The organism is Kineosporia babensis (assembly GCF_021129305.1).
GTDB classification, from domain to species: domain Bacteria; phylum Actinomycetota; class Actinomycetes; order Actinomycetales; family Kineosporiaceae; genus Kineosporia; species Kineosporia babensis.
This window is the reverse complement of the sequence record NZ_JAJOMB010000021.1, coordinates 141,559-154,183: the sequence shown is the minus strand read 5'-3', so window position 1 is coordinate 154,183 and position 12,625 is coordinate 141,559. Positions and strand designations below refer to the sequence as shown.

Sequence of the window (12,625 nt, the reverse complement as noted above, 5' to 3'; positions counted from 1 at the left end):
GGCGAGACCCCTACTTGACCGCGCCCAGCGAGAGGCCGCGGACCAGCTTGTCCTGAGCCGCGAACCCGGCGATCAGCACCGGCAGCGAGACCAACGTGGCCGCCGCGCAGAGCTTGGCCAGGAACAGGCCCTGGCTGCTGATGAAGCCGACCAGGAACACCGGTGAGGTGGACGAGATGGTCGCGGTCAGGTTCACCGCGAACAGGAACTCGTTCCAGCTGAAGATGAAACAGATCAGGCTGGTGGCCGCGATGCCGGGGGTGGCCATCGGGACCACGATGCTCCACAGCGAGCGCAGCACCCCGGCCCCGTCGACCGAGGCGGCCTCGAGGATCTCCTTGGGCACCTCGGCCAGGAACGACTGCATCATCCAGACCGCGATCGGCAGGTTCATCGCGGTGTAGAGGATCACCAGCACCCAGATGTTGTCCAGCATCCCGACCCGCTTGACCAGCAGGTAGATCGGCAGCAGGGCGGCGATCGCGGGCAGGAACTTGGTGGAGAGGAAGAAGAACATCACGTCCGTCCACTTCTCCACCGGACGGATCGACAGGGCGTACGCGGCCGGGATCGACAGCGCCAGCACCAGCAGGGTCGAGACGATGCTGGCCATCGCCGAGTTGATCAGGTACGGCCCGACGCCCCGGTCAAACAGCGCGCCGTAGTTCTCGAAGGTGATGCCGGAGAACAGCGTCGGCGGGTTGGTGGCCGCGTCCGCCTCGGTGTGCAGCGAGGTGAGCACCATCCAGGCCACCGGGGCGAAGAACAGCAGCGTGGCCACCCAGGCGACGATGGTCCAGACCGGACCACCCTTCTCGGCGATGTCGCCCTCACCGCGGCTGTCCTTCTTGCGCCGGTTGAGGAACGTGCCCCGCTTCTCCAGGGTCGAAGTGCTCATCGGCCTTGCTCCTCTCGGAAGAGCGAGCTGACCACCCGCAGCGCGAAGGTGGCCACGATCATCGTGCCGATCACGGTGACCACGCCGGCCGCCGCCGCCTCGCCGTACTCGAACTTACGGAAGGTGGTCAGGTAGATCTCGTAGGGCAGGTTGGTGGTCGCACTGCCCGGTCCGCCCTGGGTGATCGAGAAGACCGCATCGATGTGCTGGACGATGTAGATCGCCCCGAGCAGGGTGGCCAGTTCCAGGTACTGCCGCAGGTGCGGCAGGGTGATGTAGCGGAAGATCTTGACGCTGGAGGCGCCGTCGACCCGGGCCGCCTCGAGGATGTCGGTCGGCTGGGCCTGCAGGCCGGCCAGCAGGATCAGCATCATGAACGGGGTCCACTGCCAGACCAGCGCCATGATCACCGCGGGCATCGGGTAGTTGGACACGAAGTCGATGGTCGGGCCCTGGTCGGCCCCGAAGAGCTGCCAGACCCAGTTCAGGACGCCGTTGATCAGACCGTACGACGGGTTGTAGATGGCGTGCTTCCACAGCAGCGCCGAGGCCACCGGCATGATCAGGAAGGGCGCGATCAGCAGGGTGCGGGCCAGCCCGCGGCCGGGGAACTTGCGGTCCAGCAGGATGGCCAGGCCCAGGCCGAGCAGCAGGCTCAGGCCCACGGTGCCGACGGTCAGGGTGACCGTGTTGAACACCGCGCTGCGCAGCCGGCCGTCGGTGAAGACCGTGACGTAGTTGTCCAGGCCGACGAACTCGTTGTAGTTGCCCAGACCGAGGAAGTTCTTGTCGCCGGGATTCAGCGCGCTCCAGTGCAGCGACGAGATGACCAGCGTGACCAGGAACGGGATCTGGGTGATGACGATCGTGAAGATGAGGGCCGGCAGCAGCGGAGCGCGCCGGATCCACCGGGACCTCGCAGAGGTCCCGGTGGCCCGGCGTGCCGGTGGGGCCGCGTTCTCATCCTGACGTGTATCGGCAACGGTAGACATTGCCACTCCTCAGGGTTCGAGACGACGGGGGATTCGGCTGACTACTTGCCCTGGTAGTTCTTCGCGACCTCTTCGGCTTCCTTCTGGCCCGAGTCGAGCGCTTCCTTCACGGTGCCGCTGCCGGTCAGCGCGGCGCTGATCGACTGCGAGACCTTGGTGCCCAGGTCCTGGAACTCCGGGATGGTCACGTACTGCACGCCGACCGTCGGGCGGGGCTGGACACCCGGGTTGGTCGGGTCGGTGTTCTGGATCGACTCCAGGGTCAGCGCCCCGAAGTCGCCGGAAGCCTCCTTGTACTCGGCCAGTTCGTAGGTGCTGGCCCGCTTGCCGGAGGGAACCCGGCTCCAGCCCAGCTTCTCGCCGACCGTCTTCTCGTACTCCTTGCTGGTCGCCCAGAGCGCGAACTTCGAGGCGGCGTCGGTCTTCTTGGTGGTCTTGGGCATCACCCAGTTCCACGACCAGAGCCAGCCGCTGTACTCGGTCTCCTTGACCGGGGCGTAGGCGTAGCCGACCTTGCCGACCACCTTGCTGCTCTCCGGGTTCTCCAGCGAGCCGGCGGCCGAGGTGGCGTCGTACCACATGGCGACCTTGCTCTGGCTCATCGCGTTCAGGCACTCGGTGAAGCCGGCCGAGGCCGCGCCCTCCTCGCCGTGCTCGCGGATCAGCTTCACGTAGAAGTCGACCGCCTCGGTGAACTCGGGCGAGTTCACCTGGGCCTGCCAGTCCTGGGTGAACCAGGTGCCCCCGAAGGTGTTCACCACGGTGGTGAGCGGGGCGAACATCTCGCCCCAGCCGGGCAGGCCGCGCAGGCAGATGCCCTTCATCCCGGGCTCGGCGCCGTCCACCTCGGCGGCCAGTTTCGCCACCTCGTCCCAGGTGGGCTTGTCCGGCATCTTCAGCCCTTCCTTCTCGAAGATGTCCTTGCGGTACATCAGGAAGGAGGACTCGCCGTAGAACGGCAGGGCGTAGAGCTTGCCGTCCTCGCCCTTGAGGCTGTCGGCCACCGGGGCGAGCAGGTCGGCACTGTCGTAGGTCGAGTCGGCGTCGGCGAACGAGCTCATCTCGTGCAGCCAGCCGTTCTTCTGCCACAGCGCCGTCTCGTAGGCGCCGACGCTGGCGATGTCGTACTGCCCGGCCTGGCTGGCCACGTCCTGGGTGACCTTGTCACGCAGCTGGTTCTCGGGCAGCACGGTGTAGTTCACCTTGATGCCGGTGTCCTTGGTGAAGGTGTCGGCGGTGAGTTCCTGAATGTCGACCATCTGAGGGTTGCCCACCATCAGGACATTGATCGACTCCTCGTCCGAGTCGCCACCCCCGCCGGCTCCACCACCGCCTGCGCCTGCGCACGCGGTGGTGACCAGAGCGGTCGTGATGGCTCCTGCCATCAGACCGATCCGCCAGTTGTTCTTCGTCCTGGTCACGAAATCCTCCTCGACTTGTGCGGGACCAACTGCTGCTTCGACTACAGAAAGTTGAGTATTAATTACCTAAGGTGATGACAAGGTTGTCAGAACTGGCTGCCGACGAAGGAACGCGAAGTATGAACGGGCTTGACCCGATCGATCCGGCCGGCCTCACACCATCACCGCCTCTATCCCGATGGCGCGCAGGCGCCGGATCTGACCTTCGTTGGCCGAGCGGTCGGTGACGATAGTCGAAAAGTCACGGGCCTGCGCAAACCGGTACGAGGAATCTGAGCCAAGCTTTGAGGAATCGGTGAGCAGCACGGTTCGCCGGCTGGAGCCCACCGCCCGCGCCTTGACCGCCGCCACGGCCGCATCCGGGCAGGTCGCGCCGCGTTCCAGGGTGAGCCCGTTGGCGCCCAGGATGCTCAGGTCGAAGACGAAGTCCTCGAGCATCCGCAGCGCCCAGTGGTCGATCGTGCCCAGCGTCTTGCCGCGGACCCGCCCGCCGATCAGCACCACCGAGACCGCCTCGCGCGGGGCCATCACCAGCGCGATCGGCAGCGAGTTGGTGACCACGGTGAGCGGCCGGCGCGGGGTGAGCCGTTCCGCGAACGCCTGGGTGGTCGAGCCCTCGTCGATGTAGATCGACTCCGCGGTGCCGACCAGGCCGATCGCGTGATCGGCGATCCGGCCCTTCTCGTCGGTGCGAGAAGTGTTGCGCAGCGCCAGCGTTCCCTCGAAGCCGAGGCGTTCCACCGGGATCGCCCCGCCGTGCACCCGCCGCAGCAGTCCCTCGGCCTCCAGGGCCGTCAGGTCGCGGCGCACCGTCTCCTTGGCCACCGTGAGCTCACGGGCCACTTCCGCAACATCGATCCGTCCCACCTGCCGTGCCTGATCGACCAGCCAGCGCCGTCGTTCATAGGCATAGAGCTCCATTGCCCGCCTCCGCCCGTCCGTGGCCGAACCGGCCCGGAGCATGTGTCTGTGATGTAAACCTCAGGCACAGCAACTCCACAAGGGGGTGCGGGAAAACGGGCAGCATCTTGAGCCAAACGGACACGTCCGGGCGCCCGAACGGGTCGTGATTGTCCGTTTTCGTGGCTAAGTGGACCTGTGGGAACGGTCCTCGGTCGCGCGGCCGGACGGCAGGGTCGAGTGACCTTGGAAGGTGGGCCTTCGGGAACTTTTTACGGACGCCGTGGCTGGCTGGCGCCTCAACCGCTTGCTGGACGCTGTGGCTGGCTGGCGCCTCAACCGCTTGCTGGACGCTGTGGCTGGCTGGCGCCTCAACCGCTTGCTGGACGCTGTGGCTGAGTGGCGCCTCAACCGCTGGAGGACGCGGTGGCTGGGTGGCGCTTCGAGAGCTTGCGGACGTCGGTGGCCGGGGTGGTGGCGCTCAGCTCGCCTCGAAGGCGGTGAGCAGGTCGCGCAGCAGCCGGGAGAGGTCGTCGTGTTCGCCCGGGTCCAGGGCGGCCAGCACCGAGCGCTCCACCTCGAGCAGGTCGGCCAGCGCCGCGTCGGCCACCGCCCGGCCGCCCGCCTCCAGCCGGACCATCACCCCACGCCCGTCGCTCGGGTCGGGCAGCCGGCGAACCAGGCCGCGCGAGGCCAGCCGGTCGATCCGGTTGGTCATCGTGCCGCTGGTGACCATGGTCAGGCCGACCAGCTGGCCGGGGGAGAGCTGGTACGGATCCCCGCTGCGGCGCAACGCGGAAAGCACGTCGAACTCCCAGGTCTCGAGCTCGTGCCGGGCGAACGCGGCCGAACGGGCCTTGTCCAGCAACCGGGCCAGCCGGCTGACCCGCGAAAGCACCTCCAGCGGAGCGACATCCAGGTCGGGCCGCTCGCGCCGCCAGGCCGCGACGATCCGGTCGACCTCGTCGACGGTCTGTCCGCTCACTCGTCGAGCGCCTTGGCCGCGGTCCGGTACTCGGCCCGCCCGGCCCGCTCCTCACGCAGGCCCGGGGTGGACTCCAGCCCGGTCAGCCCGTTCCAGGCCAGGTTCACGATGTGGGCGGCCACCATGGCCTTGTCCGGCTTGCGGTGGTCGAGCCAGAACTGACCGGTGAAGGCCACCATGCCGACCAGCATCTGGGCGTACAGCGGGGCGGTCTGGGAGTCGAACCCGCGGTCGGCGAACTGCTCGGCCAGGATGTACTCCACGTGCGTGGCGACATCGCTGAGCAGGCTGGAGAAGCCGCCGCGGGGCTCGCTGATCGGCGAGTCGCGCACCAGGATCCGGAAGCCGTCGGTCTCCGCCTCGATGTAGTCCAGCAGCGTCATCGCGGCGATCTCGAGCACCCGGCGCGGATGGTTGGGCTTGGTCAGCGCCGCGGTCATCGCCTCGAGCAGCTTGCGCGTCTCCACCTCGACGACCACCGCGTACAGCCCGTCCTTGCCGCCGAAGTGCTCGTACACCACGGGTTTGGAGACCCCGGCGGTGGCCGCGATCTCCTCCACGCTGGTGCCCTCGAAGCCCTTGGCGGCGAACAGGCCCCGGCCGATCTCCAGCAGCTGCTCGCGTCGCTGGGCCCCGGTCATCCGGGATCGGCCGACACTCCTGGACGCGCGCGGACGGTCGGGCGTCGGGGACTGGTGGCCTGTACTCACGCAGCTATCATGCCCAACTCACACGATCGGTGTGGAAGACGGTCCTGCGCCCGGGTCGGCGCAGGGGGTGTACGCAGGGGTCGGCTCGGGCCCGCTCCGGACCCGGCTCAGGCTCGGCGGGCAGCCAGCCGGGTGGTGTCCGGCCAGCGCACGTGGGTGGCCCAGCCGAGTTTCTCGAAGAACCAGATCACCCGGGCGCTGGAGTCGATCTGGCCGCGCAGCACCCCGTGCCGGGCGCAGGTCGGGTCGGCGTGGTGCAGGTTGTGCCAGGACTCGCCGAACGACAGCAGGGCCAGCCACCAGACGTTGCCGGAGCGGTCGCGGCTCTTGAACGGCCGCTCACCCAGCGCGTGGCAGATCGAGTTGATCGACCAGGTGACGTGGTGCAGCAGGCCGATGCGCACCAGCGAGCCCCAGAAGAAGGCGGTGGCCGCGCCCTGCCAGGCCCCGGTGATCGCGAGGCCGAGCAGCGCGGGCAGGCCGAGTGAGACGATCACCAGCGGGCCGAACGAGCGCGACACGAACATCACACCCTTGTCCCGCATCAGGTCGGGGGCGTAGCGCCGGGGGTTGGTGTTCTCCGGGTCGAACAGCCAGCCCATGTGGGCGTACCAGAGGCCCTTGAGCAAGGCCGGCACCGTCTCGCCGTAGCGCCAGGGGGAGTGCGGGTCGCCCTCGCGGTCGCTGAACGCGTGGTGCCGGCGGTGGTCGGCCACCCAGCGCAGCACCGGCCCCTCGACCGCCAGCGAGCCGGCCACGGCCAGGGCGATGGTCAGCGGGCGGTTGGCCCGGAACGCGCCGTGGGTGAAGAAACGGTGGAAGCCGACCGTGATGCCGAGGCCGGAGATCAGGTAGAGGACGAACGCGATCACCAGGTCGTGCCAGTTCAGCACCCGGCCCCAGGCCATCGGAATCGCGGCCAGCAGGGCCACGAACGGCACCGCGATGAAGATGAACAGCGCGGTCTGCTCCCCGCGCCGTTTGGGGTTCGGGTCGACGTGCGGCTCACCCCGGACCGGGCCCCGGGGCTGACTCGTCCGGGTCGGGCCGGGTGCATCGGGAGTGCTGGGTACGGGCGCGGCGGCTGCCGGTGAACTCACGGTGGGATCCCATCTGCCGGGAAGGCTGCGCACACGTCGGAGTAGCTGATCTGCACCGCCGGACTCTGCTTGCCCGCAACGCACAGCGCCCCGCGACGGGCAACCTACGATCCGTAACTTACGAAAGCGTAACCCGAGATCCGCCAGGTGGGCAGGGGCTGCGAGGTGAAGTTCTGCCCTCGCCCGGCTCACCCGGGACCCCTTCGGCCGGGAGCGGTCCGGGCGGTGATTCGGGCAACGATTCGGGCAACGTTCGCGACTTCGCCCGATACCGATGCGACGAGAAGGCCCCGGACTTGGCAGACTGGTCCCGGCCCCCACCGGTCCTAGCGGTCCGCGGGCGGCCTTCCCCCCTGGTGTAACGGCAACACACAGGCCTTTGGAGCCTTGAGATACCTGTTCGAATCAGGTGGGGGGAGCGTCAGGTCAGCGCATCGGAAGGTTCGTCCGTGAGTACAGATCAGCCGGCCGCCGTCATCGTCCTGGCCGCTGGTGAGGGCAAACGGATGCGCTCGCGGACCCCCAAGGTGCTGCACCCGATCGCGGGCCGCTCGCTGGTCGGGCACGCCCTCGCCGCCGCCTGGAGTCTGCGCCCCGAGCACCTCGCGGTCGTGGTCCGCCACCAGCGCGAGCTGGTCGCCGGGCACGTCGCCCAGATCGCCCCCGAGGCCGTGATCGCCGATCAGGACGAGGTCCCCGGCACCGGCAGTGCGGTGGCCGCCGGCCTGCGCGCCCTCGGTCCGCTGAAGGGCGTGGTCGTGGTGACCTACGCCGATGTGCCTCTGCTGTCCGGCGAGACGCTGGCCGCCCTGGTCGCCGCCCACCGGGCCGAGCAGGCCGCCGTCACCGTGCTCACCGCCGAGGTGGGCGACCCGACCGGTTACGGCCGGGTGCTGCGCGATGCCGCGGGCAACGTCACCGGGATCGTCGAGCAGCGCGACGCCACGCCCGAGCAGCAGGCCGTCCGGGAGATCAACTCCGGCATCTACGCCTTCGACGCGGACGTACTGAACGACGCGCTCGGCCGGATCACCGCCGACAACGACCAGAACGAGATGTACCTGACCGACGTGCTGGGCATCGCCCACGCCGACGGCCGGGCGGTCCGGGCGGTCCCCACCGCCGACCTCTGGCAGGTCGAGGGCGTGAACGACCGGGTGCAGCTGGCCACCCTGGGAGCCGAGCTCAACCGCCGGCTGCTCGTCGCCCACATGCGGGCCGGGGTCACCGTGGTCGACCCGGCGAGCACCTGGGTGGACGTAGACGTGGCGCTGGCCTCGGACGTTACCCTGCAGCCGGGCAGCCAGCTCCTGGCCGGCACCACGGTCGCCTCCGGCGCCACCATCGGCCCGGACTCCACGCTGTCGGCCTGCGTGGTGGGTGAGGGCGCCTCGGTGATCCGCAGCCACTGCGTCGGCGCGCGGATCGAGGCCGGCGCGGGTGTCGGCCCGTTCAGCTACCTGCGCCCGGGCACCGTGCTCGGCCCGGACGGCAAGATCGGCGCGTTCGTCGAGACCAAGAACGCCACCATCGGCGCCGGGGCCAAGGTGCCGCACCTCACCTACGCCGGCGACGCCACCATCGGGGCCGGCGCGAACATCGGCGCGGCCACCATCTTCGCCAACTACGACGGGGTGAAGAAGCACCACACCACGGTCGGCGCGCACGCCCGGGTGGGCAGCGACACCGTCCTCGTGGCCCCGGTCACGATCGGCGACGGCGCCTACACGGCGGCCGGCTCCACGATCACCGAGGACGTGCCCGCCGGGGCGCTGGCGGTGGCCCGGGGGCGTCAGCACAACAGCGAGGGCTGGGTGGCCAAGCGCCGAGAAGGCACTCCTTCGGCCCGCGCGGCCGAGAGCTCGGTGGCGGACCCCGGGGCCTGACCGGCCGCTTGCGACCGGTCCGGGCACTGCGGCCGGATTCGCTTCGATAACGGACGTTGTACTCGTCCCGGTGGGTTGCGGCCGGTTACGCGGTGGTCGGCCCCGGATGGTCCGACTGCGTGGAATCCGTTTCCGGGCGCGCCCTTCCGGCGCCCGGCGGCAACGTCCGGTTCGTCCGTCCCGGCCCCGGTCTTCGGCAAGATCGTCATAAAGGCCTAGGTCGGGTCGGGTGTACGGGCGAATCTCGGCCTGCTCCGGTCATGTACAGTGGTCCGGTTACCTCGGCGAGGGTTGTGGGCAACACGAGCAACCGTGATCGACGCGGACACCACTACGCGCACAGCGCCTGTGACTCCGCCGGGCGAGCCGTCTTCATATCGTTCGTTCAGATGAATCTGCGCGTGGCCCCTCGGTCGCGCCCCGTGATTGAGGAGAACTGTTGTGTCCGAGGTAAAGCTCAGCGCCACGCCGCGTAACGACTTCGGCAAGGGCGCTGCGCGTCGGCTGCGCCGCGACCACCAGGTGCCGGCGGTGCTCTACGGGCACGGCACCGACCCGGTCCACGTCGCGCTGCCCGGGCACGCGACCATGCTCGCGCTCAAGGGCAACGCGAACGCCCTGCTGACCATCGAGATCGAGGGCAAGAGCCAGCTCGCCCTGCCCAAGGACGTGCAGCGTCACCCGCTCAAGGGCACCATCGAGCACATCGACCTGCTGATCGTCCGCCAGGGCGAGAAGGTCACCGTCGACGTCCCGCTGCACTTCGCCGGCGACCCGGCCCCGGGCGGCCTGGTCCAGATCGAGCTCACCTCGCTGAGCCTCGAGGTCGAGGCCACCAAGATCCCGGACGGCATCGAGCACAGCATCGAGGGCCTCGAGGTCGGCGGCCAGGTCCTGGCCGGCGCCATCACCCTGCCGGCCGGCGCCACGCTCGCCGGTGACGCCGAGGCCGTCGCGCTCGTCGTCTCCGACGCCGCCCGCTCCGTCTCCGCCGAGGACGCGGGCGAAGCCGCCCCCGCCGCCGAAGGCGCCGAGGCCTGATCCAGGTCTGATTCTTCGCCTCAGGGCCGTTTCCGCTGTCGGCGGGACCGGCCCTGAGGCATGTCTGCCCCCGCCCCACGGCTCGGCCCCACCACAGCCGGCTCCGCCGGCTAATGCGGCGCTTCACCAGAGTTTGTTGCCGGGAATGCCTCGTCCACCTGGGGTTTTGCTGGCGCGCAACCTGGCGATGCTACGCAAAGTCTGGTGAAGCTCAGCGGAGTGCGCATGAGCCGGCCCGCTGCGGAACCGGACCCGAGCCGCCAGCGTGCCCACAGCGTCCCTAGTTCGAACTGCTCTACCCCACGAGACCGGAGCCCGTGATGCCCGCCGCAACCCCCGACCCCACCACCGTCGAGAGTGACCTGCCCTGGCTGGTGGTCGGGCTCGGCAACCCGGGCGAGCGTTACGCCCGCAACCGGCACAACATCGGCGCCCGGGTGGCGGACGAGGTGGTGGCCCGGATGGGTGGGCGGTTCACCACACACCGCGCCCGGGCCCAGGTCTACGACGGCCGTTGGGCCCCGATGGGCGCACGGCCCGGAGCCCGGATGATCGTGGCCAAGCCGAGCACCTACATGAACGAGTCGGGCGGGCCGGTGGCCGGGCTGCTGAAGTTCTTCGGCCTCACCCCGGACCGGCTGATCGTGGCGCACGACGAGCTCGACATCCCGTTCGGCGGCCTGCGGCTGAAATGGGGCGGGGGCGAGGGCGGTCACAACGGGCTGCGCTCGATCAGTAAGTCAACGGGAAGTAAAGATTATGGACGGGTGCGGCTGGGTGTGGGCCGACCGCCCGGTCGGATGGAGGCGGCCGACTTCGTGCTCAAGGACTTTCCTGGGGCCCAGAGCGAGGAGGTGGCGCTGCTGATCGGGGAGGGCGCAGACGCTCTGGAGGAGCTCGCGCGGTCCAACTTTGCCCGGATTCAGGGCGTTTACAATACGAAGAGTGTCTGATGTGAACCGAGCGTCGAAGAACGTGCGGTTTTAAGTGGTGACATCAGGTGAACTGACGGCAACTGTCAGGTGAAAGTACGGCGTTCGGTCTATATTCACTCAAGCCGGACAGATCATCGGGGATCCTCCCGGCAGGCTCTGACTGCCATAAGGAAAGCTTAATTGAGTGTTAAGTCCAGGGGGAGGGCGAATGGCAGTCATGGAGCCCCGCGGTAGGAGCCTGCGCCAATTGGACGAGGTGGTTCCGATCGCGGCAGCCCCGCCGCTCGCCCGCGGTTCCCGGCCGGTCTCGGCCACCGGCCGGCACGTCGGTCTGGGTGGCAGCGTCGAGCCCGACACCCTGATGCGCCGCTACCAGCACTACGCCCTGGCCGGGGACTTCCTGGCCTCGCTGCTGGCCGGTCTGCTGGCGCTGTTCGCCCGCTTCGGCGCCCCGGCCGGCGCCTACCTCCAGCTCAGCCTCACCCTGCCGGTGCTGTGGGTGCTGATCATCGCCGGTCAGCGCGGCTACGAGCGGCGTTTCCTGGGCACCGGCACCGAGGAGTTCCGCCGGGTGCTGCAGGGCGGGCTGGTGATGTTCTGCGCGATCGCGGTGGTCTCCTACGGCCTGCGCAGCGAGGTGGCGCGCGGCTACGTGTTCCTGGCGATCCCGGCCACGGTCCTGTTCACCCTGCTGGTGCGCCGGCAGTTGCGGTCCTGGATCTACCGGCTGCGGGCGCGCGGTCTGGCCCTGCAGCGGGTGCTCGTGGTGGGCCGGGCCGACGTGGTGGTCTCGGTGATCGAGAAACTGGACAACGAGCCGCAGCACGGCCTGGTGCCGGTCGGTGCCTGCGTGCCGCTGGCCGGGGCCGAGGTCTCGCACGTGCAGGACGTGCCGGTGGTCGGCGACCCGGGCCGGGTGCTGGACGCGGTGGAGGACACCGGGGCGCACGTGGTCGCGGTGGTCTCGCACCCGGACCTGTCCGGCCAGGCGCTGCGCCGGCTGTCCTGGGCGCTGGAGGAACGCGGGGTCGAGCTGATCGTCTCGCCCGGCATCATCGAGGTGGCCGGGCCGCGGCTGTCGATCCGGCCGATCGCCGGGCTGTCTCTGCTGCACCTGGAACGGCCCTCCGGCAACGGCGGGCGGATGCTCGGCAAGCTGGCCTTCGACCGGATCGTCGGCACCCTGCTGACCGTGCTGGCCCTGCCTGTACTGGCGGCGATCGCGATCGGGGTCAAGCTGACCAGCCCGGGCCCGGTGCTCTACCGGCAGACCCGGGTCGGGGCCGGTGGCCGCGAGTTCACCATGCTCAAGTTCCGCTCGATGGTGGTGGACGCGGACGGGCGCCGGGCCGCGCTGATGGCCCTCAGCGACGGCAACGGGGTGCTGTTCAAGCTGCGCCGCGATCCTCGGGTGACCCGGTTCGGCGCCGTGCTGCGCCGCTTCTCGCTGGACGAGCTGCCGCAGCTGCTGAACGTCGTGCGCGGCGACATGTCGCTGGTCGGACCCCGTCCGCCGCTGCCCGAGGAGGTGGCCGGCTACAGCGCCGACGCGGCCCGGCGGCTGAAGGTCCGGCCCGGCCTGACCGGGCTCTGGCAGGTGAGCGGGCGCAGCGACCTGAACTGGGAGGAGTCGCTGCGGCTGGACCTGCGCTACACCGACAACTGGTCGATCGCCCTGGACCTCTCGATCCTCTGGCGGACCCTGCGCGCAGTGGTCAAAGGAGCCGGCGCTTACTGAGACAATGCCGCTTCGGCTG

At 69.4% G+C, this 12,625-nt stretch carries 11 protein-coding genes and 1 tRNA gene; 5 read left to right on the top strand and 7 right to left on the bottom strand.

Translation table 11 applies throughout. From position 1 onward, the window contains the following. Positions 1-10 precede the first annotated feature (10 nt). From LR394_RS31180 to LR394_RS31150, 7 genes are all read right to left on the bottom strand, one after another. Entirely contained in the window at positions 11-898 is an 888-nt protein-coding gene (locus tag LR394_RS31180) for a carbohydrate ABC transporter permease (protein ID WP_231448175.1), read from the bottom strand. Further along, positions 895-1,890: a carbohydrate ABC transporter permease gene (locus LR394_RS31175; protein WP_231448174.1), complete on the bottom strand. Its 996-nt coding sequence runs from the start codon at positions 1,888-1,890 to the stop codon at positions 895-897. The genes LR394_RS31180 and LR394_RS31175 overlap by 4 nt, the downstream gene beginning before the upstream one ends. A gap of 41 nt (positions 1,891-1,931) precedes the next feature. Beyond that, the gene (locus LR394_RS31170) at positions 1,932-3,275 is read right to left on the bottom strand and encodes an ABC transporter substrate-binding protein (protein WP_269330088.1); all 1,344 of its coding nucleotides are present in this window, start codon (positions 3,273-3,275) and stop codon (positions 1,932-1,934) included. A 189-nt stretch (positions 3,276-3,464) separates the two neighbouring features. Next, the gene (locus LR394_RS31165; RefSeq protein ID WP_231448172.1) at positions 3,465-4,232 is read right to left on the bottom strand and encodes a DeoR/GlpR family DNA-binding transcription regulator; all 768 of its coding nucleotides are present in this window, start codon (positions 4,230-4,232) and stop codon (positions 3,465-3,467) included. A gap of 460 nt (positions 4,233-4,692) precedes the next feature. Next, positions 4,693-5,196: a MarR family winged helix-turn-helix transcriptional regulator gene (locus tag LR394_RS31160; RefSeq protein WP_231448171.1), complete on the bottom strand. Its 504-nt coding sequence runs from the start codon at positions 5,194-5,196 to the stop codon at positions 4,693-4,695. Beyond that, positions 5,193-5,906 (bottom strand): TetR/AcrR family transcriptional regulator, encoded by a 714-nt coding sequence (locus tag LR394_RS31155; RefSeq protein WP_231448170.1) that lies wholly within the window; start codon positions 5,904-5,906, stop codon positions 5,193-5,195. The genes LR394_RS31160 and LR394_RS31155 overlap by 4 nt, the downstream gene beginning before the upstream one ends. Positions 5,907-6,013: 107 nt before the next feature. Next, positions 6,014-7,006: an acyl-CoA desaturase gene (locus tag LR394_RS31150; protein WP_231448169.1), complete on the bottom strand. Its 993-nt coding sequence runs from the start codon at positions 7,004-7,006 to the stop codon at positions 6,014-6,016. A 347-nt stretch (positions 7,007-7,353) separates the two neighbouring features. Between LR394_RS31150 and LR394_RS31145 the strand changes: the two genes are divergently transcribed. The 5 genes from LR394_RS31145 to LR394_RS31125 all read left to right on the top strand — a co-directional run bounded on the left by LR394_RS31145 (position 7,354) and on the right by LR394_RS31125 (position 12,606). Continuing rightward, positions 7,354-7,425 (top strand) — tRNA-Gln (locus LR394_RS31145). Between the two features lie 30 nt (positions 7,426-7,455). Continuing rightward, a complete protein-coding gene (gene glmU, locus LR394_RS31140; protein ID WP_231448168.1) occupies positions 7,456-8,892 on the top strand; it encodes a bifunctional UDP-N-acetylglucosamine diphosphorylase/glucosamine-1-phosphate N-acetyltransferase GlmU in 1,437 nt (478 codons plus the stop codon). 441 nt (positions 8,893-9,333) lie between these two features. Beyond that, entirely contained in the window at positions 9,334-9,933 is a 600-nt protein-coding gene (locus LR394_RS31135; protein WP_231448167.1) for a 50S ribosomal protein L25/general stress protein Ctc, read from the top strand. A 320-nt stretch (positions 9,934-10,253) separates the two neighbouring features. Further along, entirely contained in the window at positions 10,254-10,886 is a 633-nt protein-coding gene (gene pth, locus LR394_RS31130) for an aminoacyl-tRNA hydrolase (protein WP_231448166.1), read from the top strand. A 190-nt stretch (positions 10,887-11,076) separates the two neighbouring features. Then, a complete protein-coding gene (locus tag LR394_RS31125) occupies positions 11,077-12,606 on the top strand; it encodes a sugar transferase (protein ID WP_231448164.1) in 1,530 nt (509 codons plus the stop codon). The last annotated feature ends 19 nt before the right edge of the window (positions 12,607-12,625 follow it).

Bases quoted from the DNA above. Each gene is read 5' to 3' on its own strand.
- LR394_RS31180 (WP_231448175.1), bottom strand. From the start codon at position 898: ATGAGCACTTCGACCCTGGAGAAGCGGGGCACGTTCCTCAACCGGCGC.
- LR394_RS31175 (WP_231448174.1), bottom strand. From the start codon at position 1,890: ATGTCTACCGTTGCCGATACACGTCAGGATGAGAACGCGGCCCCACCG.
- LR394_RS31170 (WP_269330088.1), bottom strand. From the start codon at position 3,275: ATGGCAGGAGCCATCACGACCGCTCTGGTCACCACCGCGTGCGCAGGC.
- LR394_RS31165 (WP_231448172.1), bottom strand. From the start codon at position 4,232: ATGGAGCTCTATGCCTATGAACGACGGCGCTGGCTGGTCGATCAGGCA.
- pth (WP_231448166.1), top strand. From the start codon at position 10,254: ATGCCCGCCGCAACCCCCGACCCCACCACCGTCGAGAGTGACCTGCCC.
- LR394_RS31125 (WP_231448164.1), top strand. From the start codon at position 11,077: ATGGCAGTCATGGAGCCCCGCGGTAGGAGCCTGCGCCAATTGGACGAG.